The organism is Solimonas sp. K1W22B-7 (assembly GCF_003428335.1).
Classification (GTDB): Bacteria; Pseudomonadota; Gammaproteobacteria; order Nevskiales; family Nevskiaceae; genus Solimonas_A.
In genome coordinates this window covers 3,995,370-4,018,649 of the sequence record NZ_CP031704.1, presented here as the reverse complement: position 1 = coordinate 4,018,649, position 23,280 = coordinate 3,995,370, and the positions used below count along the sequence as shown (strand labels likewise).

Annotated in this window: 29 protein-coding genes; all 29 read left to right on the top strand. The window is 65.6% G+C overall.

The genetic code is table 11. The features are described 5' to 3' along the window. Nucleotides 1-87 precede the first annotated feature (87 nt). Complete coding sequence (locus D0B54_RS18100; protein ID WP_117292800.1) at nucleotides 88-282, top strand: hypothetical protein; 195 nt, start codon at nucleotides 88-90, stop codon at nucleotides 280-282. Further along, nucleotides 279-824: a hypothetical protein gene (locus D0B54_RS18095; protein ID WP_117292798.1), complete on the top strand. Its 546-nt coding sequence runs from the start codon at nucleotides 279-281 to the stop codon at nucleotides 822-824. The genes D0B54_RS18100 and D0B54_RS18095 overlap by 4 nt, the downstream gene beginning before the upstream one ends. A 125-nt stretch (nucleotides 825-949) precedes the next feature. After that, nucleotides 950-1,357, top strand: coding sequence for a terminase small subunit (locus D0B54_RS18090; RefSeq protein ID WP_117292796.1), 408 nt, complete (start codon nucleotides 950-952; stop codon nucleotides 1,355-1,357). Continuing rightward, nucleotides 1,341-2,834, top strand: coding sequence for a terminase (locus D0B54_RS18085; protein ID WP_117292794.1), 1,494 nt, complete (start codon nucleotides 1,341-1,343; stop codon nucleotides 2,832-2,834). The genes D0B54_RS18090 and D0B54_RS18085 overlap by 17 nt, the downstream gene beginning before the upstream one ends. Nucleotides 2,835-2,992: 158 nt before the next feature. Then, the gene (locus D0B54_RS18080; RefSeq protein WP_117292792.1) at nucleotides 2,993-5,011 is read left to right on the top strand and encodes a portal protein; all 2,019 of its coding nucleotides are present in this window, start codon (nucleotides 2,993-2,995) and stop codon (nucleotides 5,009-5,011) included. Between the two features lie 97 nt (nucleotides 5,012-5,108). Next, nucleotides 5,109-5,342 (top strand): hypothetical protein, encoded by a 234-nt coding sequence (locus D0B54_RS18075; RefSeq protein ID WP_117292790.1) that lies wholly within the window; start codon nucleotides 5,109-5,111, stop codon nucleotides 5,340-5,342. Between the two features lie 108 nt (nucleotides 5,343-5,450). Continuing rightward, entirely contained in the window at nucleotides 5,451-6,788 is a 1,338-nt protein-coding gene (locus D0B54_RS18070) for a pesticin C-terminus-like muramidase (RefSeq protein ID WP_162932526.1), read from the top strand. Continuing rightward, a complete protein-coding gene (locus D0B54_RS18065; protein WP_117292786.1) occupies nucleotides 6,785-7,168 on the top strand; it encodes a hypothetical protein in 384 nt (127 codons plus the stop codon). Before D0B54_RS18070 ends, D0B54_RS18065 begins: the two co-directional genes overlap by 4 nt. 73 nt (nucleotides 7,169-7,241) lie before the next feature. Beyond that, nucleotides 7,242-7,625, top strand: a complete 384-nt coding sequence (locus D0B54_RS24410; protein ID WP_162932525.1) for a hypothetical protein — start codon at nucleotides 7,242-7,244, stop codon at nucleotides 7,623-7,625. A 78-nt stretch (nucleotides 7,626-7,703) separates the two neighbouring features. Continuing rightward, entirely contained in the window at nucleotides 7,704-8,444 is a 741-nt protein-coding gene (locus D0B54_RS18055) for a hypothetical protein (RefSeq protein WP_205527166.1), read from the top strand. Nucleotides 8,445-8,538: 94 nt separating this feature from the next. Next, on the top strand, nucleotides 8,539-9,012 hold the full coding sequence (locus D0B54_RS18050; protein WP_117292782.1) for a hypothetical protein: 474 nt from the start codon (nucleotides 8,539-8,541) through the stop codon (nucleotides 9,010-9,012). A gap of 175 nt (nucleotides 9,013-9,187) precedes the next feature. Further along, a complete protein-coding gene (locus D0B54_RS18045) occupies nucleotides 9,188-9,697 on the top strand; it encodes a hypothetical protein (RefSeq protein ID WP_117292780.1) in 510 nt (169 codons plus the stop codon). A 61-nt stretch (nucleotides 9,698-9,758) separates the two neighbouring features. Next, a complete protein-coding gene (locus D0B54_RS18040) occupies nucleotides 9,759-10,115 on the top strand; it encodes a hypothetical protein (protein WP_117292778.1) in 357 nt (118 codons plus the stop codon). A 118-nt stretch (nucleotides 10,116-10,233) separates the two neighbouring features. Next, nucleotides 10,234-10,623 (top strand): nuclear transport factor 2 family protein, encoded by a 390-nt coding sequence (locus D0B54_RS18035; RefSeq protein WP_117292776.1) that lies wholly within the window; start codon nucleotides 10,234-10,236, stop codon nucleotides 10,621-10,623. Nucleotides 10,624-10,667: 44 nt separating this feature from the next. Then, a complete protein-coding gene (locus D0B54_RS18030) occupies nucleotides 10,668-10,931 on the top strand; it encodes a hypothetical protein (RefSeq protein ID WP_117292774.1) in 264 nt (87 codons plus the stop codon). A 111-nt stretch (nucleotides 10,932-11,042) separates the two neighbouring features. Beyond that, nucleotides 11,043-12,065 (top strand): methyltransferase, encoded by a 1,023-nt coding sequence (locus D0B54_RS18025; RefSeq protein WP_117292772.1) that lies wholly within the window; start codon nucleotides 11,043-11,045, stop codon nucleotides 12,063-12,065. A 275-nt stretch (nucleotides 12,066-12,340) separates the two neighbouring features. Next, nucleotides 12,341-14,008, top strand: a complete 1,668-nt coding sequence (locus tag D0B54_RS18020; RefSeq protein ID WP_117292770.1) for a toxin glutamine deamidase domain-containing protein — start codon at nucleotides 12,341-12,343, stop codon at nucleotides 14,006-14,008. Continuing rightward, nucleotides 13,987-14,316, top strand: coding sequence for a YrhB domain-containing protein (locus D0B54_RS18015; RefSeq protein WP_117292768.1), 330 nt, complete (start codon nucleotides 13,987-13,989; stop codon nucleotides 14,314-14,316). The genes D0B54_RS18020 and D0B54_RS18015 overlap by 22 nt, the downstream gene beginning before the upstream one ends. Before the next feature lie 228 nt (nucleotides 14,317-14,544). Further along, the gene (locus D0B54_RS18010) at nucleotides 14,545-14,772 is read left to right on the top strand and encodes a hypothetical protein (protein ID WP_205527165.1); all 228 of its coding nucleotides are present in this window, start codon (nucleotides 14,545-14,547) and stop codon (nucleotides 14,770-14,772) included. 8 nt (nucleotides 14,773-14,780) lie between these two features. Next, nucleotides 14,781-15,107, top strand: coding sequence for a hypothetical protein (locus D0B54_RS18005; RefSeq protein WP_117292766.1), 327 nt, complete (start codon nucleotides 14,781-14,783; stop codon nucleotides 15,105-15,107). Nucleotides 15,108-15,198: 91 nt separating this feature from the next. Continuing rightward, on the top strand, nucleotides 15,199-15,564 hold the full coding sequence (locus D0B54_RS18000) for a hypothetical protein (RefSeq protein WP_117292764.1): 366 nt from the start codon (nucleotides 15,199-15,201) through the stop codon (nucleotides 15,562-15,564). A gap of 230 nt (nucleotides 15,565-15,794) precedes the next feature. Then, the gene (locus D0B54_RS17995) at nucleotides 15,795-16,772 is read left to right on the top strand and encodes a hypothetical protein (protein WP_117292762.1); all 978 of its coding nucleotides are present in this window, start codon (nucleotides 15,795-15,797) and stop codon (nucleotides 16,770-16,772) included. A 48-nt stretch (nucleotides 16,773-16,820) separates the two neighbouring features. After that, complete coding sequence (locus D0B54_RS17990) at nucleotides 16,821-17,774, top strand: phage major capsid protein (protein ID WP_162932524.1); 954 nt, start codon at nucleotides 16,821-16,823, stop codon at nucleotides 17,772-17,774. Nucleotides 17,775-17,913: 139 nt separating this feature from the next. Next, complete coding sequence (locus tag D0B54_RS25015; RefSeq protein WP_256365893.1) at nucleotides 17,914-18,045, top strand: hypothetical protein; 132 nt, start codon at nucleotides 17,914-17,916, stop codon at nucleotides 18,043-18,045. A gap of 154 nt (nucleotides 18,046-18,199) precedes the next feature. Beyond that, nucleotides 18,200-18,511 (top strand): hypothetical protein, encoded by a 312-nt coding sequence (locus D0B54_RS17985; RefSeq protein WP_117292758.1) that lies wholly within the window; start codon nucleotides 18,200-18,202, stop codon nucleotides 18,509-18,511. Further along, nucleotides 18,511-19,176, top strand: a complete 666-nt coding sequence (locus D0B54_RS17980) for a phage adaptor protein (RefSeq protein WP_117292756.1) — start codon at nucleotides 18,511-18,513, stop codon at nucleotides 19,174-19,176. The genes D0B54_RS17985 and D0B54_RS17980 overlap by 1 nt, the downstream gene beginning before the upstream one ends. Beyond that, a complete protein-coding gene (locus D0B54_RS17975; RefSeq protein WP_117292754.1) occupies nucleotides 19,176-19,796 on the top strand; it encodes a phage adaptor protein in 621 nt (206 codons plus the stop codon). Before D0B54_RS17980 ends, D0B54_RS17975 begins: the two co-directional genes overlap by 1 nt. Nucleotide 19,797: 1 nt before the next feature. Next, nucleotides 19,798-20,247: a hypothetical protein gene (locus D0B54_RS17970; RefSeq protein WP_117292752.1), complete on the top strand. Its 450-nt coding sequence runs from the start codon at nucleotides 19,798-19,800 to the stop codon at nucleotides 20,245-20,247. A 273-nt stretch (nucleotides 20,248-20,520) separates the two neighbouring features. After that, nucleotides 20,521-23,256 (top strand): hypothetical protein, encoded by a 2,736-nt coding sequence (locus tag D0B54_RS17965; protein WP_117292750.1) that lies wholly within the window; start codon nucleotides 20,521-20,523, stop codon nucleotides 23,254-23,256. The last annotated feature ends 24 nt before the right edge of the window (nucleotides 23,257-23,280 follow it).

Below are 23,280 nucleotides of genomic sequence, written 5' to 3'. Positions count from 1 at the left end.
GGGCTTTGTCGTTTCTGCGTTCCCTGAAAACCATTTGTTGTCCTCAGCCCGGCCCCGCGCCGGGCTTTTTCGTTGAAGGAGCCCGTGATGAGTGAATTGAAGGAAGAAGTGGCCGTCGCCGCCGCCAAGGCCAGCCCGCCGGTGCTGGCGTTCTGGAGCGGCCTCACCGTGCACGACCTGGTCGGCTGGATGACCGTCGCCTATCTCGCGCTGCAGACCGCGCACCTGCTGTGGAAATGGCGCCGAGCCGCGCAGAAGGCGCGATGCGAGCCGTCATCATGAGCGACACCTCCCTGGTGTTGATGATCGTGCTGCTCAGCTTCCTCGCCGGCGGCATCATCGGCTGGCTTGCGCATGAAGAGCCCGCGACGGTGCCCGAAGACACGCGCCCCGCACCGGCCCGGCGCCAGCCCGACGGCAGCCTGCTGGCCCGCCGCGCATCGCCACCCGCATCGCCACCGCCGCACGTCCTGCCGCCCGGCAGCCGCGAACGCCGCCGCATCGCCGTCACCGCCCAGCCCACACGCCCGGACTGTCCGCCGCTGACGCTGGATCTGTCCCTGGTGGAAATGGACGGCGGCCAGCGCATCGTCGCCAGCTCACCCGACGGCACCGTGCTCGACGCCCTCGACATGCCGATCGTCCCCACAGACCTCCCGGCACCGCGCCGCAACTGGGCGGCCGGAGCCAGCGTAGACCTGCAACGCCAGCACCCCGGCCTCTGGCTCGACCGCGACCTCGGCCGCTTCCGCGTCGGCATCGACCTCGTGATGGAAGAAGACGGCGCACTGCAAGGCAGGGCGCGCCTCGGCTTCCGCTTTTAGCTCCCTCTCCCGCTGGCGGGAGAGGGCTGGGGTGAGGGTGGAGGCCTGAGGTAGTGAATCCACCATGAAGTAATCGCCCGCAGCGCCTTCCCCAAACCCTATCTCCCCAAAAACTCAAGGACTCCATGACCACCCCCACCACCCCCTGGCCCAGCCACCACATGTCCCGCGACGAAGTCCTCGCCCATCTCTCCCGCGCCGCCCGCTTCGACCCGCGCAGCCTGTTCGACGCCACCGGCAACCTCAAGCCGCCGCAGGACTGGAGCGAAGACACCGCCGCCGCCATCGCCGGCATCGACATCGAAGAGCTGCAATCCACCAAGCGCAAGGACGCCGACGACGGCACCAGCGAATCGCGCCAGCTGCGCAAGATCAAGACCGTCGATCGCATCAAGGCGCTCGAACTGCTCGGCAAGGTCCACGGCCTGTTCGACAGCACCGAGCCCGGCAGCGACGAAACCGACGGCGGACTCGCCGCCCTGCTGGCCCAGGCCGCCGAACAGAACGGAGGCGTCCATGGACTCCTGCGCTGAACCCAGCCCGCTCACCGACCGCGCCTGGCGCCTGCGCAACCTCTACTGGATCAAGGACAAGGACGGCCGCCGCATCCGCTTCGTCCCCAACTGGGCCCAGCAGCGCGCCTTCGACAGCCTCTCGTCCAACAACCTCGAGCTGAAAGTGCGCCAGCTCGGCATCACCACCGGCTACTGCATGCTCTGGCTCGACACCTGCCTGTTCAGCCCCGACGTCGCCGTCGGCGTCATCGCCCACACCAAGGAAGACGCCAAGGTCATCTTCCGCGACAAGATCAAGTTCGCCTACGACAACCTCCCCGCAGACCTGCGCGCCGCCGTGCCCGCAGTGAAGCAGACCGAGAGCGAAATCATCTTCGGCAACGGCTCCAGCATCCGCGTCGGCCTCACCTTCCGCTCCGGCACCGTGCAAGTGCTGCACGTCACCGAGTACGGCTACATCTGCGCCCACTACCCGCGCCGCGCCCAGGAGATCCGCACCGGCGCCTTCGAGGCCGTCCCCAAGAGCGGCATCAAGATCATCGAATCCACCGCCCGCGGCCGCGCCGGCCACTTCTACGACCTCTGCCGCCTCGCCCAGCAGCGCCGCAGCGATGCGCCCCTGCAGCACGGCGACTGGCGCTTCTCCTTCCTGCCCTGGTGGGAACACCCCGAGTACAGCATCGACGAGCCTGCTTTCGTCTTCACCGAAGCCGAGCTGCGCCACTTCACCGACACCGAAACCCTCATCGGCCGCCAACTCAGCCGCGGCCAGCGCTGCTGGTACGCCCGCAAATGGCGCGACCAGGGCGACGACGTTCGCGCCGAATATCCCTCCACCCCCGAAGAAGCCTTCCAGCAGAGCACCGAAGGCGCCTACTACGGCTCCCCATTGCTCGAAGCCTATCGCGCCGGCCGCGTCTGCGAACTGCCCTGGGACCGCGGCCTTGAAGTCGAAACCTGGTGGGACCTCGGCGTCGACGACAGCACCGCCATCTGGTTCCTGCAGCGCCAGGGCCAGCAGCTGCGCGTCGTCGACTACTACGAAAACAGCGGCGAGGGTTTGTCGCACTATCGCGGCATCCTCGAACAGCGCGCCCAGCAACACGGCATCGTCTACAGCCGCCACATCGGCCCGCACGACCTCAAGGTGCGAGAGCTCGGCAACGACGCCAAGTCGCGCCTGCAGGCCGCCGCCGAACTCGGCATCCGCTTCGAAGTCGCCCCCATGCTCAAAGTGGCAGACGGCATCGAAGCCGTCCGCCGCCTGCTGCCGCACTGCTGGTTCGACGAAAGCCGCACCGCCCCGGGCCGCAAAGCCCTCGAGCACTACCGCAAGGAATGGGACGCCGTCCGCGGCTGCTGGAAAGACCAGCCATTGCACGACTGGAGCTCCCACGCCGCCGACGCCTTCCGCGTGGGCGCCGTCGCCGGAGACGCACGCCTCAACACCCGCAACACCCGCGCCCGCCCCATCCAACCCGCCCGCTGGCGCTGAGCTTTCTGTCCCCTCTCCCCTTGTGGGAGAGGGGTAGGGGACGAGGGCATGGATGCCCTCGGTAGGGCAACGCAGGAGCAGTTGCCGAGAGGGGGCACCCTCAATCCCCAGCCACCTTCCAAATCCGTTCGCACACCCCTCGCCAAGAGCCACCCCAAATGCAAACCGCCCTCATCCACCTCCAAACCCCCACCCAACTCACCCAGCAGCAAAACCAACCCCTGCAACCCGCAGCACCAGCCCCCACCCAACTCACCCAGCACATCCAATCCGCCTGGACGCGCAACAAGCGCGCCCGCGAGCAGATCGACCGCCGCCTGCTCAACTGCCTGCGCCGCCGCAAGGGCGTCTACGCCGAAACCGAGCTGCGCGAATTCCAGGCCCAGGGCTGCGTCACCAGCATCTTCATGCCCCTGTCCGCCACCAAGAGCCGCGCCGCCGCCGCCTGGATCCGCGACATCCTCATGCCCGCCTCCGACCGCGCCTGGGCCCTGGAGCCCACCACGCAGCCCGAGCTGCCGCAATCGCAGAAGCTGCAGCTCCTGCTGCGCGCCGCCCGCGAGGCCCGCAGCCGGATGGAGCAGTCCGGCGAACCCGCAGACCCGCAGCACTTCCGCCAGCAGGTCACCGAACAGGCCCAGGCCCTGGAGTCGCAACTCAAGCTCGGCGCCCGCAAGGAAGCGCAGCTACGCGCCAGCCGCATGTCCCAGCGCATCGCCGATCTGATGGACGAAGGCGGCTACGACACCGCCCTCGACGAATTCATCGAAGACTTCTCCACCTATCCCGCCGCCATCCTCAAGGGTCCCTACACCCGCCGCAGCCGCCGCCTGCAATGGCAGGGCGGCAACACCCCCGCCGTCACGGACGGCAACGGCCTCGCCTGGAAGCGCATCAGCCCCTTCGACTGCTACCCCGCACCGCACGCCCGCTCCCCGCAGGAGCGCGACTTCATCGAGCGCCTGCGCCTCACCGAAAGCGAGCTCTACGCCATGATTGGCGTCCCCGGAAATTCCGAGTGGGACATCCGCCAGGTCCTGCAGGGCGCACGCGGCGGCAGCCTGCGCCACTGGCTGTGGACCGACACCGAGCGCAACCGCCTCGAAGGCGACAGCAGCTACGACTGGCTCACGCGCGACGAACTGATCGACGGCCTGCACTACTGGGGCGCCGTCCCCGGCCGCGTCCTGCTCGACTGGGGCCACGACGCCGACGAAATCACCGACCCCGACCGCCCCTACGAGATCGACGCCATCCTCGTCGGCAACCACATCGTCCGCTGCGTCATCAACGACGATCCTTTGGGCCAGCGCCCGTACCACAAGGCTTGCTACGAGAGCATCCCCGGCGCCTTCTGGGGCCGCGCCATCCCCGAAATGTGCGAGCCCCATGAGGATCTGTGCAACGCCTCCGCCCGCGCCCTGGTCAGCAACCTCGGCATCGCCAGCGGCCCCCAGGTCTACATGGAAGTGGATCGCCTCGCCGACGGCGAAGCCATCACCCAGATGCACCCCTGGAAGATCTGGCAGTTCAAGAGCGACCCCAACGCCGCCCAGCGCCCGCCCATCGGCTTTTTCCAGCCCGGCAGCAACGCCCAGGAACTGCTCGCCGTCTTCGAAAACTTCGAACGCCGCGCCGACGACGCCACCGGCATCCCGCGCTACAGCTACGGCAACGAACGCGTCGGCGGAGCAGGGGAGACCGCATCGGGTCTGTCCATGCTCCTCAACGCCGCCGCCAAGGGCCTGCGCCGCGGCATCGCCAACATCGACACGCAAGTCATCTCCCGCACCGTCGCCCAAGCCTTCACCTGGGTCATGCTCTACGTCGACGAGCCCTCGATAAAAGGCGACTGCGCCGTCGTCCCCCGCGGCACCGCCGCCCTGCTCATCAAGGACCAGGCCCAGCAACGCCGCCAGCAGGCCCTCGCCGCCACCGCCAACCCCGTGGACCTCGAAATCATCGGCCGCCGCGGAAGAGCAGCGCTGCTGCGCCAATACTTCGAAGGCCTGGAGCTGCGGGTGGAAGACATCATGCCCAGCGAAGAGGAGCTGGCTTCTCAGAATGATGAAAGCCCCTCTCCCCTTGTGGGAGAGGGGTTGGGGAGAGGGGGCACCATGGCGGTTACGCCCCTCTCACCCTCCCCATCCGTTCGTGCTGAGCCTGTCGAAGCCTGAACGGATAACCACATCGAACCCGTTTATGCCGAGTGCCGCGCAAGCGGCGTATCGAGGCACCCCCCAAGCCCCTCAAACCCAGCCATACCCACACCCCATGCAAACCCTCGACCCCCGCACCGCCACCGCCCTCATCCGCCTGCAAGCCAACCCCGACTTCCAGCTCTACCAGTCCTGGCTCACCGCATCGCTCACCCAAGCCGACGAATCCAACCGCCGCCTCGAAGGCCCCGCCCTACATCGCTCCCAGGGCAGCGCCCTGGCACTGGAACAACTCCTCAAGGCCCCGCAGACCGCGCAGCAGGCCTTGGCGAGATCACAGCGCGGATAACAGCACGACCATCACGAGACCCATATGCCATCAAGCAGAATTCAGGCTTTTCCACCCGCCTTTGCCCCAGACCCGCAGCCTCTGACACCACCCCGCCGCCGCGCTCTGATGGGCCCGGAACAGGGCGACCAATTCCTGCAAGACCGCCTACCGCAAGCGAAGCCCGGCCAGGGGCGCGCAGCCGAACGCACCGGACTGCTGGACCGCCTGAATCATGCCGCGTCACGTCGTCGCCAGCGCGACGCCTCCGATGACGCCGCCAGGATGGGTGACGCTACCGCGAAGTTGCCGGCGCAGCTCACTCCGGGCGGCGGTTCAGAAGCCCTTTCCCAAAGAGGTTCTCGCGGCGACGTAGACTGGAAGCACGCCATCGCCGCAGCAGTAAGTCCTGCCCTGTTGACGCCTCGAAAGGATCGAGACGTCCCGCCGAACAAGCGGCTGCAGGCGCACGAGGGAATGGACTCCCGAGATAGGGCAACGCATGGAGCAGTTGCCGACGAGGGAATGGACTCCCGAGATAGGGCAACGCATGGAGCAGTTGCCGAGAAATCCGAGCCCGCGTCCGAACAGCTTTCCTCGGTGAAGCCTCGGGCCGAGGCAGGAGCGAGCATAGTCCCGAGGAGGTCTGCGGAAGGCCTGACCGCGACTGCCCCTCCCGCCGAGAAGGAGGACGCAACCGTACGCACCGCCGAGCTGATCGAGTCGCTCAGGCCGAACAGCAAGGGAGACGAAGTCAAAGAGCTGCAGGAACGGCTTGGGCTTGAGCAACAAGGAACTTATGGTCCGAAGACTCTTGCTGCGGTCAAGAAATACGTGGTTGGTGATGAGTTTTCCCGGATCAACGCCGAACTGAAAACCAGGATTGATTTCAACTCCATACTCGAGTACGAAGGGCTCAGCCTGGAGGGCTATGTCCCCGATATTCCGGACGGCCAGAGTGGAGTAACGATCGGAGTAGGGTTCGACGTCGGGCAGTTCAGCAAGGCAGAGATAAAAGCGTTCGGATTCCCGGAGGTCCTGACGAAAAAACTGCTTCCATATGCTGGCCTGAAGCTGGCGGACGCGACGGCGAAACTGGAGGAAACGGGCGGCCTGAAGGTCACTGTGCAAGAGGTACGGGACATCACTTTTGCAGTGAAGAAAAAATTCGCTCGCGATGTGGCGGCGAAGTATGATGAGGCTCGAATAGAGAGTGTTCCGAAGTTTGCGAATTTGACTCCGGCACAGCAGACCGTGGTCTTTTCCAGATTCTTTCACCAAGGCCGTTCTTTTACGAAAAAAAAGAATGCAGCGGCCTGGTGGTCCGGGGTGACCACAGGGAAGTGGGCAGATGTACAGTCAAGCTTGCGTGACTATCCGTTTGCGATTGAAGACTGGTATAAAGCGAGAGTCAGCAAAGAGGCTGATTTGCTGGGTGATATTTCCGCAGAAGTGGAGAAGAAATGAAGCGTCGGATAGCTCTGCTTGCCTTGCTCCTCACGGGCTTCGCCTCTTCCAGTTCTGCGGGAGAGCCTGAAAGCTTTGCCAATGACAGGAACACCGTCTGCCTGGAGATGGAAGGTGAAAAATTCGGCCTCCGGATTGTTGCCGCTGGAGGCGCTCATGAAGTCCTGGGAAGCGGTGCATTGCAACAGGAAAAAAATCTTTTGAGCATGGAGTTCAGTGACTCTTTTGAGAACAACGTGAAGGGCACCTTTGATCCAAAGAGCGGAATCCTGGATCTCCGGTCTGTCAAGGCCGACATGGGGTCACCGAGCGCGGCAGCGGCATCGTACGGCCGGTACGTGCTGAGCCGGAAGAAGTGCACTTCCAACGCCCTGGAGTAGAAGTTCAAGGGCGGGTCCTTGACCCGCCGTCGCGGCAAGTCGCCCGGCGTACTTCGACGGATACGGAGAAGAAATGAACTATCGGGTCGCTCTATTTGCCCCGCTCCTCGCGGGGTGCGCCTCTTCCAGTTTTGCAGGAGAGCCCGAGAGCTTTGCAAATGTCAGCGACACCGTTTGCCTGGAAGTACAGGGCAATAGATTCGGCCTCAGTATCGAGACCGCTGGAGGTGCTCACCAAGTCCTGGGAAACGGTGCATTACAAGGAGAAAAGAATCTCTTGATCATGGAGTTCAATGACTCCTTCAGGAACAAGGTGAAGGGCAACTTTGACCCAAGGAGCGGAGTCCTGGATCTCCAGTCTGTCAAAGCCGACATGGGGTCTCCCAGCGCGGCAGCGGCATCGTACGGCCGGTACGTGCTGAGCCGGAAGAAGTGCAATTCCAATGCCCTGGAGTAAAAGTTCACGTAGGGCGGGTCCTTGACCCGCCTGTCGCGCCGCCAACCAACCGTAAAGCACAATCAATCGAGAGTACTCATGCGCACCGGACTCCAGCATTCCCTTCCCATCATGGCCTGCGCCCTCGTGCTCCTGCTCTCCGCCTGTGCCACCTACCAGACCCCCGGCGCGGGAGTGAATGTCGGCAACCTGTCCAGGGCCGACACCGACATCGCGGAGATCATGAAACGCGAGCCGGCTTCGCCGTTCCCGGCCCGCATCGCCGTCGCCCGCGTGCAGGGCACGGGCTACTACTCGCGCGGCAACCAGTGCTACGGCAAGGGCAGCTACTGCGTCGTCACCACCCGCGACGTGGAGACAGACCAGGACTTCGAGCGCCTGGGGCGCCTGCCCAAGATCTCGGGCCTTGCCGCCATGAGCCGCATCCTCCTGTCGGACCAACTGAATTCGACCAAGGACCTCAGGGTCGCCGCCGCGACGCTGAAGGCAGACCTGCTGCTCGTCTACTCCCTCGACACGCGCTTCAACGTGGAAAGCACCGACATCGGCCCGCTGGGTTTGATCTCCCTGGGCTTCCTCCCCAACAAGAAGGCCCAGGTCTCGACCACGGCCTCGGCCGCCCTGTTCGATGTTCGCACCGGCTACGTCTATGGCGTGATGGAAGCAACCGCCAGGGAACAACAGCGGGCCACCGTGTGGTCCAGCGAAGAAGCCATCGACAGCTCCCGCCTGAAGACTGAAGCCACCTCGTTCCAGCAGTTGCTCGGAGAGTTCGAAAAGCTCTGGAAGGGTGTTGTGGAAACAGCTGCCCGGCCGTAGGGCGGGTCTTGACCCGCCTGTCGCGAAAGCCCGATCGACGATCCGCCCTGTGCTGCCGTTTTCAGGTCGGGTTGAGATACTTCAGGAGAAAAAATTGAAGCTGTTCCCAGGTTGTGTGCTGCTGGCGGTTCTCGCCTGCGCTGCTTGCCAGAGCAACGTGCGGCCCGTCGAAGTGAAGGGCATGGTGTATCCGCCGGATATCGCGGCGGCCATCCTGTGGGGCGCCATGGACGATGGCGGCACCGTGATGTTCGTGGAGGCCGATGGCATCAAGACCCCGCAGTACTGGGGACAGGTCTTCGCCCACGCCATACAGCTACCGCCAGGGCCGCATGCCCTGAAGCTCAAGTACTTCAGGATCCTCGACAACTTCTCTTCCGTTGCCCATGGAGAAGTGCCTGTAGAGCTGGAGCCAGGCGGCACGTACGTGATGAAGTACGCCCCGGGCGTGAACGCCGTCCGGCTCTACATCGAAAAGTTGCCGGAGGGGCAGACCTGCTCGTACATCCACTCCGGCGACCATGGGCTGATCGGAATAGCACCGAAGTACCAGCTCGAATGTCGGTAAACGAACCCGGGCGGGTCCTCGACCCGCCTGTTGGTTATCAAGAATATGCAGTTCACGTAGGGCGGGTCCTTGACCCGCCTGTCGCGGCTTGCGGCGGAGTAGGGCGGGAGCATCCCGCCTTCTGAAAATGATGGATGGAAAAACCAGCTCAGCTCATTGAAGCAAAGAGGCAAACGTGGAAATCGTAAAAATCCTGCGCAGCCAGGAACTCAGGTGGCCGGACACCTGCGCTTACTGCGGCCAGACGATGCATGCATACGCCGAATCCAAGCACTCGACCATCTCCGGGGTCAATCCGCTTCTTTCCACCTACACCCGATCGTTCGTGACCGTCAGCTACCCCGTATGCAAGCTGCATCGTCGCCTGGGCGGGTTCAACGGCTTCCTGTCGCACCAGAGCTTTGTCGACCTGTTCGTCGGCTTCCTCTTCCTCCCGATCCTGCTGGTCCTGCCCCTGCTGGCGGTTCCGTTGCTGCGCGACCACGTCTTGATGCCGCTCCTCATGCTGCTCTGGTGCGCTTACCCCTTCGCCGTCTTCTTCATGAAGATGCGGATGCCGGTGCGAGTCGTGGCCTGCGACCAGACCACCGCGTCGATCGGCTTCTCCAGCGATGACTACGGGCGCAGGTTCCGAGAACTCAACCAGCCCGTGGAGCGGAAGTTTCCGCCCTTCCAGAAACTCTGAATGTATTGAGGCTTGCCAAGGTGGCGGTGACGCATGGATTTCGGTTTGACTGGGACAACACATGATCGACAAACTCTGGCTGCACGCTTACTCCGGCAAGGAGCACGGCTTGATGGTGGTGGGGAATCCTGTTTCTCTCCGCGCCCTTGGTGAAGCACTGATTGCTGCTGCTGACGCCGGGACACAAGCCCAAGCCGGCGCCTATCCACTTCAGGTCGTACGTCCGTCGGTCATCGGCCCCTACACAGACATTCCGGACTTCACACTAAGCTTCCATCTTCAGGGCGCCGAGCCGCTGCACAAGGTTGTGCCTCTGGGTCGGCGCGGCCCAACAACGCTGGTGTTCGTGTCTGTAGGTTTGTGCGGGCTTGTGGGCCTGTACTCGATTGCGAGTGAGATCGTCGGCAGGTTGTTCTGAGAAGCATATCCCGTAGGATGCGGTGAGCTTGCGAACCGCATCATTCGCGTGCGACGCACCTCATTTCAGTAGTAGATTGGCGCGTCTCTCCCATATCCCCTGAAACCAAAGGTCTCCCATGACCCCCGACCCGATCGCCACCTGGCACACCCTCCTCAAGCAGAAGGACGTCAAGGGCCTCGACGCCCTCCTGGCCGACGATGCCGTGTTCCATTCCCCGGTCGTCCACAGGCCCCAGGCCGGCAAGCAACTCACGAAGATGTACCTCGCCGCAGCGTTCGCCGTCTTCGGCAACGAGACCTTCCGCTACGTCCGCGAACTGAGATCGGATCGCGACGCCATCCTCGAGTTCGAACTGGAACTGGACGGCATCAGCATCAACGGCATCGACATGATCAAGTGGAACGACAACGGCCAGATCACCGATTTCAAGGTGATGCTCCGTCCTCTCAAGGCCGTCAACCTGATCCACGAGAAGATGGCTGCGATGCTGCAGGCCGGGCGCTAGCGTAGCCAAAGCCCCGTTCTGCGCAGGAATCAAGGGAGACCCCCATGGAAGTCATCAAGTGCTGGCAGTGCAAGGCGCCCATGCTCTCAACCCATGCCAGCTGCCCCTCATGCGGTGCCCCGTCGAACCTCGTCCCGGCTCCTGCCGAAGACAACGAGAGCCTGCTTCGCAAGACGGCGCTTCACCTTCTCGCCTGGTGGGCCCTCATCCTCGTCCTCAGCCGCTTCTCCCTGTCCGGCGGCAGCCTGATACTGCTCTCCATCGCCACCAGCTTCTACGTCCTGCGCCTGCTGAAGCGCTGGCAATAGCCACCCGGTATGGCGATTCAGGCCGGGCTTCCGCCCGGGAACCCGTCTCTGGGCTATAGCCCCGCTTTAGGTACACTCGGGACTCCGCCCTCCATGGAAAGGAATGCCCGCATGAACACCCTGTCTCCCGCCCGGATCATGGAGGTCGGCATGGCCTTCTTCCCCGCCAAGGCCCTGCTCTCCGCCGTGGAACTGGGGCTCTTCACCGAGCTGGGCACCAAGGCCCTCACCGGCGCCGAGCTGCAGGCCGCCCTGGGCCTGCACCCGCGCGCCAATCCCGACTTCTTCGACACCCTGGTCGCCCTGCGCTTCCTCGAGCGCGACGGCGACGGCCCCGGCTCGCGCTATCGCAACACCGCCGAAACCGCCCTGTTCCTCGACAGGAACAGCCCGCAGTTCATCGGCGGCTTCCTGGAAATGGCCAACGCCCGTCTCTACCGCTTCTGGGGCGATCTGCCCGAAGCCCTGCGCACCGGCCGCCCGCAGAACGAGGTCAAGAGCACCGGCACCTCCATGTTCGCCGAGCTCTACAGCAAGCCCGAACGGCTCGAGCAGTTCATGGACGCCATGAGCGGCATCTCCGCCGGCAACTTCCACGCGCTCGCCGAGAAGTTCGACTTCTCCCGCTACCAGACCCTCTGCGACGTCGGCGGCGCCACTGGCCAGCTGTCCATGATCGTCGCCGGCCGGCATCCGCAGCTGCGCTGCATCTCCGCCGACCTGCCGCCCGCCACCGAGATCGCGCAGCGCAAGATCAAGGCCGCGGGCCTGTCCGACCGCATCACCGCGCAGCCGCTCGACTTCTTCGCCGAGCCGATCCCCAGGGCCGACGTCATCACCATGGGCCTGATCCTGCACGACTGGAACCTCGAGCGGAAAATGCACCTCATCCGCGCCGCCTACGACGCCTTGCCCCAGGGCGGCGCCTTCATCGTCGTGGAAAACCTCATCGACGACGCCCGCCGCGACAACGCCTTCGGCCTGCTGATGTCGCTCAACATGCTGATCGAATTCGGCGACGCCTTCGACTTCACCGGCGCCGACTTCGCCGGCTGGTGCCGCGAGGTAGGTTTCAGCCGGACCGAGGTGATTCCCCTGGGCGGCCCGGCCAGCGCTGGCGTGGCTTACAAGTGATGCGCATCCTGTAGGGCGGGTCTCGACTCGCCTGTCGCGCAATTGGGTCCAAAAAATACGGAACTCCGTTAGGAGATCCACCGCCACCCGCGTAAAATAGTCCCCAGAGAGCTTGCGTCCAGAGCTCACCCAGAAGCCCGGCCATCGTGCCGGGCTTTTTCGTTTCCACCGTTCCACCCCAAGCACAGACGCCCAACCGCCGACCCGTCCCGGGACCCGGCGCGTCGCGGCATGCGCAGCAGCGAGCAGAACCTGCCTGGAGTCCAGAGAACCACATGACATTGATTCCCTACAAGGGCCCGGTGCTGCCACCCGGCTTCGTGCTGGACCCGCCACCCGCGCCGCCGCGCCGCGATGCGCCGCCGCAACGCCAGGCCCTGCTGGGGCCTGACTACGGCAAGCGATTCCTGCAAGACAGCCTGGGGCTTCCCGCAGATACCCCTTGGCTCCCGGCCGTGGAGGATCCCGGCTGGACGGACCGGGCACGCCAGGGCTTCGCGCGACTGCGCCAGCGCAACTCCGCCGAACAGGCACTACAGCTAGTGGACTACATGGAGGGCCTGCGCAGCCCCGAGGTGGCGAGTGAGAGCGTCCGCAGCGCCATTCCCACGGAACCTGGGCGACGCAGGGTTGCGCTGAGAAACACCGAGCAGCTGTTCTCCGAACTGGTGCAGCGCACTGCCGCAGCCCAGCGCGACCAGGAAGCGATTCCGGACTCGGATTTCCTGCGGCAATGGCGCCGCACCGATGCGGCGGGCGCGGCGAAGCTGGCCTGGGAGCACCGCGGCGCCGCCGTGCGCGACCTCGCCGTCCCCGCCGCCGTCGAATTCGCTCCGACTGCGCTGAAGATGGTCATCGGCGGAGGCATGATCAGGAAAGTCGGCGCCGGCCTGGGCCTTGGCGCCAAGGCCCTGGGGCGCGCTGCGCTGGGTGGAGCCGTATTCGTCGGTGCCGACGACGGCTACGAGGCCGGCGTCTCTTCCGAGATGTTCTACCAGCTGCAGCGTCGCGGCATCGATATCGCAGATCCCGTCGCGCTGGGCGCAGCCTTCCGCAATCGCGCGCTGATGTCCGAGGCGATGAAGCCCGCACGCAAGGCCGGCATCATTTCCGCCGGCGCGAGCGCCGGCGGCACGGTGCTGGCCGGCCGCGTATTTGCCCGCTCCGCCGCCGGCCCCATCGCCCGGGAGCTGACGAACGCCTCGGTCCAGATCCCCGCGCAGGCCGCATTGGGCGGCACTGCCGATGCCCTGTCGCAGAAGCTGGCACGCGGCGAGATCGACTGGAAGAACGTGATCGCTGCGGCGATCGGTCCGGCCTTGCTGGCGCCGGTGGGCGTGGCGACGGCCGCGGCGGGAGGGTATCAGCAGCGGCGGTATGTGGCGAAGGAACAGGATGTTGTTCCTCCGTTGCGTGAGTCCATCGAGCATGATAGCGGCACCGCTCGACGGCCGATTGAGACGGATCATTCTGGAAAGCGCCGTGGCTCTGAAGATCGACAGGTGCCGGATGCCAGTGCCGAGGCGTATGGCGGTTCCGTTCCCAAGACCAATCCTGGATTTCCTGACGTTGGCAGAACACACAATTGCGTCAACTGCGCGGTGGCCCTGGATGCGACTTTTTCGGGGCGCCCGGCATCGGGGCTGCCGCACTTTGATACGAAGGGTATGTCCATCAGCGAAATTCCGAAGGCCATCCAGGGGAAAGCCGGCTTTACCAAGGCGGCTTCCCTTGAAGAGATAACGGCCATGTTTCAGAAGATGGGACCAGGGGCCAAGGGCATTGTTTTTGCGGATCGCGGCCCCGGTATCCCCGGACACGTGTTCAATGTCGTTGTTGATAGCCGGGGTGTGGTCAAATATCGTGATGGGCAGCGCATGGGAGAACCCCTGCTGTCAGGTCAGGGCTACAAGAGATTTCAATGGATACGGAGCGAGCAGTGAAGGACGATGTGATGGACTATGAAACCGCCAAGGAGATAGCAGCTAGATTTCTGGGGCAGCCCGACGCCAGCGCGGGATACTCTTTCGTGATTCTCGATGAGCACACGATCGAGAGGCCCACCTGCTTTGTATTCTTCTATGAATCCAGTCGCCACCTCGAAACTGACGTGTTCGAGGACCGTCTTGTGGGCAATGCTCCTGTTCTGGTTGATCGGAAGAGCGGAGAGCCCGTGGCGCTGGGCACAGGGCGGACAGCGGGGTTTTATATCGACTTGTTTGAAGCCGGAAAGTTGGGAGCGGAGTGGTAGGTCGTGGGCCTGTTCCGTCCCCGTCGCGTACCTAACCAAAAAATACGGAACTCCGTTAGGAGATCCACCGCCACCCGCGTAAAATAGTCCCCAGAGAGCTTGCGTCCAGAGCTCACCCAGACGCCCGGCCATCGCGCCGGGCTTTTTCATTTCCACCGTTCCACCTCAACCACAAGCGCCGCGCGAGTACAATCCTGTTACGGGATTGGCCGCTCCGGAAAGGCCAGGATGGAAGTGATGAACGATCAGGTTATTTTGTCGAAGAAGGACGCGTACCGAGCGATGATCCTGTTCCTGGAGCAGGAGTTTCGTGCCACAAAGTCAGAAGACATTGCCGCGCTTCTGAGCTCATTGCAGTTCCTGCCGGATGGCATCCCCGCCGATCCCGCCGCCTGGGAGGACTGGGAGGATTGCGTCGGACGAGTGCTGGGTTCAGCTGGAACTGGTCCTGGGTGAGTCTGGCCATGGAAGAAAAAGACCCAGGCAGGGATGCCGCGCTCCAGGCATTCGCCTCGCGCGATCCGGAAAGAATATGCAGGGCGCTGGTTTCCATTGCTTTCTATGACGGTGACTGGCAGTGGGTGCAAGATCAATGCCTGCAATATCTGGATTCGCAAAACGAGTATGTTGCTGGCGTGGCCGCCACATGCCTCGGACACGTCGCCAGGATTCACGGCCGGCTTGATCGCGACAAGGTACTGACCGCCCTGCACGCCAAGGCCAGTGATCCTCGTGTGTCAGGCTTTGTTGCCGACGCCCTGGATGACATGGAAATGTTCCTGAAACCGTAGTCGCTGCACGACACTCCAAAAAAATGGGGAACTCCGTTAGGAGATCCACTGATGCTAAGGTGCGCATCGTCTACACAGAGGAAGAAATCAAATGACCACCAGCGCGATCTATTTCGGCGGTGGGGCCGCATTCGTAAGGGACCCTGACATTCGTGAACTGCTCAAGGCCATTGGCCTGAACTTCATGGCGTATATGGAGGGCCCGGGTGCAGCGATCGATTGGCTTCCGGAAGTCTGCAAGGCCTGGATGGATGACCATGAAAACTCGGCGCCTGGACTGCGCGACATCGAGCTGGAGGAAGCACTGACAACTCCCGAAAGGAAGGCGGGATTCGTGGCTTACCTGCATTGGCTCCTGCTCAGGGTCCCGCCAGACAACATGTATGACATGAAAATTGCCTCTGCTGCCATCGACCGGATTTTGGCTCTCTTGTCCGAAGCGACAGAGCCAACTTAGACGGCCCCGCCCGCCTGCCGCGCACGACACCCCGAAAAATACGGAACTCCGTTAGGAGATCCCCCGCCACCCGCGTAAAATAGTCCCCAGAGAGCTTGCGTCCAGAGCTCATGCAGAAGCCCGGCCATCGCGCCGGGCTTTTTCGTTTCCACCGTTCAACCCCAAGCACAGACGCCCAACCGCCGACCCGTCCCGGGCCCCGGCGCGTCGCGGCGTGGAGAAAACTGAAGATGAGCCGACGTTACCCGCGAAACATCCAGAACCTGCAGAAGCAGATCGCCGCCGCCAACGAACCGGAGGCGCCTCCGGAAACCTTGGGCACGGACCCCGCACCGATACCCGCTCCCGTCCCGGAGCCGGTGCCAGCGGAGGACCCCGTGCCCGAGCCGGACGCGGTGGCACTGACTGAAGCAGCGCCCGCGCCGGAGTACTGGCGCTCGCGCTTCCAGACCGCGGAAGGGATGTTGCGCAGGGAGCGCGAGGAACGCAGCCGCGAACAGATCGGCCAGCAGGCCCAGTTGCAGCAGATGCAGCAGCAACTCGGCGACCTGCAGCGGCAGATCGACGGCGGACGCGACCCCGTGGCGGAGCTGGACCTGGGCCAGCACTTCAGCGCCGAGCAGATCGCGCAGCACGGCGAAGACCACCTGCGCGCCGTGCTGCGGGCGGCGCAGCGCACGCTGGAGCCGCAGCTGCAGCTGCTGCTGTCGCGCGAGATGGCACCGCTGCGCCAGGAGCTGGAGCAGGCGCGCCAGAGCGTCGCGCAGGTGCGGCGCAGCCGCGATGGCGAGGTCTACGAGGGCTTCCTGCAGGAGCTGTCGCGGCGCGTGCCGCAGTGGCAGGAGCTCAACGGCGATCCGCGTTTCCTGCAGTACCTCGACCAGGCCGACGAGGCCACCGGCGAGCGGCGGCAGGACCTGCTGAGCCTGTTCGAGCAGCGCGGCGACGCGGCGCGGGTAGCGCGTTTGTTCGGCGAGTTCCTGCGCCAGGGCGCTGCCCCGGCGCGTGACCCGCACAGGCGCCTGCTGCCCGACAGCTCGCCGGATGGCGGCAACCCGCCGCCGGACCTGCGCCCGGCCATCACCCAGGCGGAAATCCGCCAGTTCCAGGCCGACGTGGCGCGCGGGCGCTACCGCGGCCGGCCGCAGGAACAGGCGGCCATGCAGCAGCGGATCGACCAGGCCTACATCGGCGGTCGCATCGGCTGATCCCATCCATCAACCCTCAACCCAACCCAATCACAAGGACCAACACACATGGCAAACATGCAGATCTCGGGCACCTACCCGAATCTTTCCGCCAACGGCGCAGGCACCGCCAAGTACATCCCCACGCTGTTCTCGCAGAAGGCCACCGTCAAGCACTACGACATGACGGTCTGCGGCGAGATCACCAGCAACGACTGGGAAGGCGAGGTGACCAAGCTCGGCGACAAGGTGGTCATCCGCCGCACGCCCGACGTCTCCGTGGGCGACTACCAGAAGAACCTCGACATCGCCTACGAGACCCCCGAGGACAACGCCACCGAGCTGGAGCTCAACCGCGGCAAGTACTACGCCGTGGTGCTCGACGACGTCGACCGCATCCAGAGCGACATGGGCCTGATGGACATGTACGCCGAGGACGCCGCCGAGCAGGTGGTGCTCAAGCAGGACGCCGAATTCCTCTCCAGCATCGTTGCCGACATCTCCCCCCAGAACCAGGGCGCCAGCGCCGGCAGGAAGTCCGGTGCCATCGACCTGGGCGCCGTCGGCGCGCCGGTGGTGATCGACGCCGACAACGCCGTGAAGTTCCTCATGCGCATGAACCAGTCGCTGACCGAGCAGGGCGTGTCGCGCGTCGGCCGCTGGGTCGTGCTGCCGGCCTGGTTCTGCACCATCCTGAAGAACACCGACGTGAAGTCGGCGCTGATCACCGGCGACGCCGAAGGCGCCATCCGCAACGGCCGCCTCGGCACCATCGACGGCCTGACCATCTACGAGTCCAACCAGCTGACGGACTACATCGACACCACGCTCAACGTCACCCCGGTGATCGCCGGCCACAAGGACGGCGTGACCTGGGCCAACCAGTTCATCAACGCCGAGGTCATCCGCCTGCAGACCAAGTTCGCCTCCGCCATCCGTGGCCTGGCGGTCTACGGCTACAAGGTGGTGGAACCCCGCTACCTCTCCCTGGGCCGCGTCACGCCGGACCTGTCGGCGCTGTAAGCGCAAGCCACAAAGCTGACCTTCCCCGTAGCCCGGTTTCGCGCAGCGAAGCCGGGAGCCATGCCCAGCTGTGCTCCCCGGCTTGCCTTCGGCAAACCGGGCTACGTCTTCTCCCAGGTTTTCTATCGAAGGAACCCCCATGAACCTCAAAGACAAACTCGCCAAGCCCGTGAACCCCTACACCCAGCCCAACGCCACGCCCGACGGCACGCGCAAGAGCGCGGGGGTACGCAAGGCGTACTGCGAAACGAAAACGCACCAGAAGAAGTAAGCCGCACCTTTCCCCTCTCCCGCTTGCGGGAGAGGGGCAGGGGAGAGGGTGCTGTAAATGCTGGAATTGTCAATCCTCTCTCCTTTTACAGAAACCCTCTCCCCAACCCCTCTCCCGCAAGCGGGAGAGGGGCTACTTTTGAGCAGGAACCCCCATGCCCCAGTACCTCATCCGCGACGATGGCGCGGTCTATCCCTACAGCGCGCTGCTCGCCGCCAGCGCCCGCTTCAAGATCGTCGACGAGCTGCCCGCAGCCCACGTCCACGGCATCGACCAGGCACGCGGCCGCGCCGACGATCGCGCCATGGCCACCCGCCTGATGCGCGAGCAGCAGGACGTGCGCCAATCGCGCAAGCGCGAGGAATCCGTGCGCCTGCGCCGCCAGCTCGCCGCCACCCCCGCCGTAGACACCACCGCCGCCGCCGAAGCCCAGCGCCAGGCCGACGCCTTCACGGAGAAAACCTGATGGGCAGCATCGCCTGTTCCCGCATCCTGCAGCGCGCCGCACGCACCCTGTTCGACGAAACCGGCGTGCGCTGGCCGCCGGCGGAACTGCTGGACTATCTCAACGCCGGCATCGGCGCCATCGTCGCCGCCAAGCCCGACGTGGCGGCCACCGCGCAGCCCTTCGAGCTGGTGGGCGGCTCGCGCCAGGATCTGCCGCAGGACTTCATCCAGTTCCTCGGCCTCACGCGCAACCTGGGTGCCGACGGCGCCACGCCGGGCCGCGCCATCCGCCAGGTGGAGCGCAACGAGCTGGACCATGGCTACCCCGACTGGCACTCGGCCACGGGCGAGGCGGTGCTGCACTACTGCCACGACAGGCGCCTGCCGCGGCTGTTCTACGTCTTCCCCGCCGCCGCCGGCTGGGTGGAACTGCAGGGCGTCAAGGCGCCGGCGGAAATCGTCGACGCCGCCGAAACGCTGCCGCTGGACGATCTCTACGAGAACCCGCTGCACAACTGGGTGGTGGCCTATGCCTACGCCAAGAGCAGCAAGTCCGGCGACATGAACCGCTCCGGCGCCTACATGACGCTGTTCGCCAACGCCCTGGGCCTGAAGTCGCAGCTGCAGTTCAGCTTCGCGCCCACCGACCCGGACGTGGCGGCCCGCAGCGGCGAGGACAACTGATGGGCGCGCTGGAATCGCTGCTGCCGCTATGCCGGCGGCAGGCACAGGGCTGCCCGGACTTCCTGCTGCTCGACGCCCTGCGCCAGGCCGCGCGCGAATTCTGCCGCGACTCCTGGTTCGCCCGGCGCACGCTGGAAGTGAGCCTGCTGCCCGGCGTCAGCCACTACGATCTGACGCCGCCGGACGCCGATGAGGAAGTCATCGGCGTGGACGCCGCCGAGTACCGCGGCCGCCCGCTGCAGCCCGCCGACCCGCGACAGCTGCCGCAGCGCAGCGGCCGGCCGGCGTGCTTCCTGTGGCTGCCGCCGGCCACGCTGGAGCTGCTGCCGTATCCACCCGCCGACGCAAGCGGCCTGGACGAGCCGCTGCGGGTGAGCGCGGTGGTGCAGCCCACGGCGCAGGCACAGACCCTGGGCGACGACCTGCTGCAGCACTGGGACCAGGCGCTGGCGCATGGCGCCCTGGCCCGGGTCTGCGCCATGGAAGGCGCCGCCTGGTCCTCGCCGCAACTGGCCACGCGCCACGACCTGCTGTTCTACGCCGCCAGGATCAACGCCAAGGGCAGCGCCCTGCGCGCCCACATGCCGCACGGCCTGCGCGTGCAACCCCGGAGATTCTGAGATGAGTTACGGACATGTCCACCGCCGCGTAGCGGCGGAAGCCGCGCCCGTGGTGGTGCAGTTCCAGCGCGAGGTCAATCTTCTCCAGGCGGCGTCCTCCTACGCCCTGCCGCTGCAGCGTACGCGCAGCGGGCAGCCCTGGACGCGCGGAGAGCTGGTGGTCCACGCCAGCGTCATCGGCCCGGACGGCGGCGACGGCTACTACGGCTTCGGTTTCTCCGGCGGACTGGTGGCGCCGCCGCAATCACTGCGCTTCGCCGACGGCGAGTCGGTCGCCTGGCTGCAGCTGCAGGACCTGTTCTACGGCAATCCCGTCGACTATCCCGAGTGGGAGTACTTCCCGCACTACGTGCTCTGCTCGATCTCAGAGGGGCCCGCGCACGTCGTCGGCCCCCGCGGCAATGGCGAGTTCCCCGTCTACGCCGTGGCACTGCCGCCGCCGGGGCATTGAGAGCTTATCCGTGAATAAAACACGCACGCGTTGCTGCCAGAAATCGCGCCAGGCAAGTCGGCCGATGCGCGGTTTGGTGGTTCCAAATAAGCAGCGGCCGGCGCCGCATGGCGCGATTTCTGGCGCAACCCGGAGGGACGGGGCCATTTTCGCGCCCCGCGGCCCCTATCGCCCCTTATGTACGTCTAGTACACCGCGGGTCGATAGGGTTAGCGGGACACGAAAATGGCACGCCGTCGCGTGCGTGTTTTATTCACGGATAAGCTCTAAGCCATGACCAGAATCCGCATCGAACCCTCGCGTGGCCTCATCCCCCGCGTCGCGCCGCAGCTGCTGCCGCCGGAATGCGCCCAGGTCGCCACCAACGCGCGCCTGCTCAGCGGAGATCTCGAAGCCTGGCGCCAGCCGGCGCAGATCGCCGCGCTGTTCAAGAGCGGCGAAATCCGCAGCCTCCACCTGATGGCGCGGCAGCACTGGCTGCACTGGACCGCCGCCGAGCTGGGCGCCGGCGCCGTCACCGTGGACGTGGCGCGCGGCCCCATCGCCGGCGACGAAACCGAGCGCACGTACTTCACCGGCACCGACGCGCCGCGCGTCACCGACATCGCCCGCGCCATCGGTGCCTGCGGCGGCGCATACCCCTGCGACAGCCTGCTGCTGGGCGTGCCCGCGCCGGAGGCCGCGCCGCAGCTGAGCCTCGACGGCGCGCTGCCCGAAGCCTCCAACGTCGAGTTGCTCAACCCCGGCGCCGAGAGCGCCGGCACCGCCGGCTGGATCGTCGATGCCGGCGACCTCGGCGTGCACGCCGCCGGCGACGTCGCCGACCTCGCGCCGCAGGCCGGCGGCTATTTCTTCCACGGCGGCAGCGTCGCCGAGACGCGCGCCCACCAGACCCTGCCGATGGACCTGGTCGGCCTCGTGGCGGGGCAGGGGCTGTCGCTGAGCTGGTGGCAGGCCAGCGGCGCCCATGCCGGCCAGGCCGGCATGTCCCTGCTGTTCCTCGACGAGGGCGACACCGAGATCGGCCGCGTGGACGCCGCACCGGAAGCCAGCAGCCCAGCCCTGCAATGGCGCCAGCGCACCATCAGCGGCCAGATTCCCGCCGACGCGGCGCAGGTCCGCCTGGAGCTGCGCTGCCTGCGCGCCGGTGCGGATATCAACGACGGGTACATCGACTCCATCACCCTGGCCTCGCAGGACTACAGCCAGTCCTTTGACGGCTCCACGCTCAGCGGCTGGACCACCAGCCCCAATGACGGCAACGGCAACAGCTTCCGCCGCCTGACCGTGGACAGCTCGCAGGGCCAGCCCGCGCCCTGCATCCGCTACGACGGCGACTCGCGCCATGCCTTCATGTACCGCAACTTCAGCACGCAGCAATCGCCACGCGTGCGCCTGCAGTACGAAGCCAGGGCCCATCCGAAGAGCGCCATCGCCGCGCTGGTGATGGCCACCTCCGCCGGCAGTGCCTACGGCCTGCGCCTGAACCCCGGCGGCTCGGTCAGCTGGAACGCCATGAACAGCTGGACCGACAGCGGCACGCTGGTGGAAACCGTGCTGACTTCGGCCGGTGCCTACGCCGGCAACTGGCTGCAGTTCGAGATCGACATCGAGATGCGCGACCGGAACCGCGCCATGGCCAGCGTCACCGTGCGCGACAAGGCCAGCGGCAGCGTGCTGGCCGACGCCGTGCAGACCGAGATCGGCGTGGCGGGCCCGTATTCCGGCTTCAATTTCTACGGCAACTTCCACGGCCGCTACGTCTGGCTCGACAACATCGGCCTGACGGTGGTGGCGCCCGAGCCCGAGCAGCCCGACGCCACCGTCTTCGTCAGCTACGTGCAGACCTTCTGCAACGAATACGGCGAGGAAGGCCCGCCCGGCCCGCACAGCCGCAGCGCCCAGCGCAACAGCAACGCCCCGGTGACCATCGCCACCCCCGTCGCCGCACCGCCCGGTTACGGCATCACCCACAAGGTCCTGTACCGCTCCGCCACCGGCGCCAGCGGCACGGCCTACCAGTTCCTGGCGAAGATCCCGCTGGCGCAGGAGAGCTACGTGGACCTCCAGGCCGACACCGACCTCGGCGGCGTGCTGGAGTCGCAGCTCCATGACCTGCCGCCGGCCGACCTGCGCGGCCTGCTGGCCATGCCCAACCGCTTCCTCGCCGGCTTCTCGAAGAACGAGCTGCTGCTGTCGGCGCAGGGGCGCTACCACGCCTTCCCGCTGGATTACCGCCTAGCCACCGACTACCCCATCGTCGCCATCGGCGCGATCGACGCCAGCGTGGTGGTGCTGACCGAGTCGCACCCCTACGTCGCCACCGGCTACACGCCCGACGCCATGTCCATGCGCAAGCTGGAAGTGCCCTACGCCTGCTCTGCTAGGCGCAGCGTCGCCAACCTCAAGGACTTCGGCATCGTCTACAGCTCGCCCGACGGCCTGGTCGCCATCAACGGCCAGGGCGCGCCGCTGCTGCTGACCGAGGCCTTGATGACGCGCGAGCAATGGCAGGCCCTGAACCCCGCCTCCATCCTCGGCGTGGCGCATGACGACCGCTACTTCGGCTTCTACGAGAAGAGCGGCGGCGAACGCGGCGGCTTCATCCTCGACGCCCGCGCGAACGGCTTCGGCCTGGTGTTCATCGACCTCTGGGCCCAGGCCGCCTTCAGCGACGCGCTGAGCGACCGCCTGCTGCTGGTGATCGACGACGCCGTCTGGCAATGGGAGGGCGGCAGCACGCGCCGTCCCTACACCTGGCGCTCCCGCCTGTTCCAACTCCCGCGCCCCACCGCCTTCGCCTGCGCCCAGGTCCGTGCCGCCGACTACGAGGACCTGGTCCTGACGCTCCTCGCCGACGGCCAGCCGTACTTCAGCCGCGCCATCACCTCCGTCACCGAATTCGTCCTGCCCGACCGCGTCGCGCAAGCCGGCTTCGAGGTCGAGCTGAGCGGTACCTCGCGGGTGCAGTCGGTAGAGCTGGCGGAGGAGATGGAGGAGTTGGGGTAGGGCAGTAAATCCGCGGGATTTGCA

Bases quoted from the DNA above. Each gene is read 5' to 3' on its own strand.
- D0B54_RS18100 (WP_117292800.1), top strand. From the start codon at position 88: ATGAGTGAATTGAAGGAAGAAGTGGCCGTCGCCGCCGCCAAGGCCAGC.
- D0B54_RS18095 (WP_117292798.1), top strand. From the start codon at position 279: ATGAGCGACACCTCCCTGGTGTTGATGATCGTGCTGCTCAGCTTCCTC.
- D0B54_RS18090 (WP_117292796.1), top strand. From the start codon at position 950: ATGACCACCCCCACCACCCCCTGGCCCAGCCACCACATGTCCCGCGAC.
- D0B54_RS18085 (WP_117292794.1), top strand. From the start codon at position 1,341: ATGGACTCCTGCGCTGAACCCAGCCCGCTCACCGACCGCGCCTGGCGC.
- D0B54_RS18080 (WP_117292792.1), top strand. From the start codon at position 2,993: ATGCAAACCGCCCTCATCCACCTCCAAACCCCCACCCAACTCACCCAG.
- D0B54_RS18075 (WP_117292790.1), top strand. From the start codon at position 5,109: ATGCAAACCCTCGACCCCCGCACCGCCACCGCCCTCATCCGCCTGCAA.
- D0B54_RS18070 (WP_162932526.1), top strand. From the start codon at position 5,451: ATGGGCCCGGAACAGGGCGACCAATTCCTGCAAGACCGCCTACCGCAA.
- D0B54_RS18065 (WP_117292786.1), top strand. From the start codon at position 6,785: ATGAAGCGTCGGATAGCTCTGCTTGCCTTGCTCCTCACGGGCTTCGCC.
- D0B54_RS24410 (WP_162932525.1), top strand. From the start codon at position 7,242: ATGAACTATCGGGTCGCTCTATTTGCCCCGCTCCTCGCGGGGTGCGCC.
- D0B54_RS18055 (WP_205527166.1), top strand. From the start codon at position 7,704: ATGCGCACCGGACTCCAGCATTCCCTTCCCATCATGGCCTGCGCCCTC.
- D0B54_RS18040 (WP_117292778.1), top strand. From the start codon at position 9,759: ATGATCGACAAACTCTGGCTGCACGCTTACTCCGGCAAGGAGCACGGC.
- D0B54_RS18035 (WP_117292776.1), top strand. From the start codon at position 10,234: ATGACCCCCGACCCGATCGCCACCTGGCACACCCTCCTCAAGCAGAAG.
- D0B54_RS18030 (WP_117292774.1), top strand. From the start codon at position 10,668: ATGGAAGTCATCAAGTGCTGGCAGTGCAAGGCGCCCATGCTCTCAACC.
- D0B54_RS18025 (WP_117292772.1), top strand. From the start codon at position 11,043: ATGAACACCCTGTCTCCCGCCCGGATCATGGAGGTCGGCATGGCCTTC.
- D0B54_RS18020 (WP_117292770.1), top strand. From the start codon at position 12,341: ATGACATTGATTCCCTACAAGGGCCCGGTGCTGCCACCCGGCTTCGTG.
- D0B54_RS18015 (WP_117292768.1), top strand. From the start codon at position 13,987: ATGGATACGGAGCGAGCAGTGAAGGACGATGTGATGGACTATGAAACC.
- D0B54_RS18010 (WP_205527165.1), top strand. From the start codon at position 14,545: ATGGAAGTGATGAACGATCAGGTTATTTTGTCGAAGAAGGACGCGTAC.
- D0B54_RS18005 (WP_117292766.1), top strand. From the start codon at position 14,781: ATGGAAGAAAAAGACCCAGGCAGGGATGCCGCGCTCCAGGCATTCGCC.
- D0B54_RS18000 (WP_117292764.1), top strand. From the start codon at position 15,199: ATGACCACCAGCGCGATCTATTTCGGCGGTGGGGCCGCATTCGTAAGG.
- D0B54_RS17995 (WP_117292762.1), top strand. From the start codon at position 15,795: ATGAGCCGACGTTACCCGCGAAACATCCAGAACCTGCAGAAGCAGATC.
- D0B54_RS17990 (WP_162932524.1), top strand. From the start codon at position 16,821: ATGGCAAACATGCAGATCTCGGGCACCTACCCGAATCTTTCCGCCAAC.
- D0B54_RS25015 (WP_256365893.1), top strand. From the start codon at position 17,914: ATGAACCTCAAAGACAAACTCGCCAAGCCCGTGAACCCCTACACCCAG.
- D0B54_RS17985 (WP_117292758.1), top strand. From the start codon at position 18,200: ATGCCCCAGTACCTCATCCGCGACGATGGCGCGGTCTATCCCTACAGC.
- D0B54_RS17980 (WP_117292756.1), top strand. From the start codon at position 18,511: ATGGGCAGCATCGCCTGTTCCCGCATCCTGCAGCGCGCCGCACGCACC.
- D0B54_RS17975 (WP_117292754.1), top strand. From the start codon at position 19,176: ATGGGCGCGCTGGAATCGCTGCTGCCGCTATGCCGGCGGCAGGCACAG.
- D0B54_RS17970 (WP_117292752.1), top strand. From the start codon at position 19,798: ATGAGTTACGGACATGTCCACCGCCGCGTAGCGGCGGAAGCCGCGCCC.
- D0B54_RS17965 (WP_117292750.1), top strand. From the start codon at position 20,521: ATGACCAGAATCCGCATCGAACCCTCGCGTGGCCTCATCCCCCGCGTC.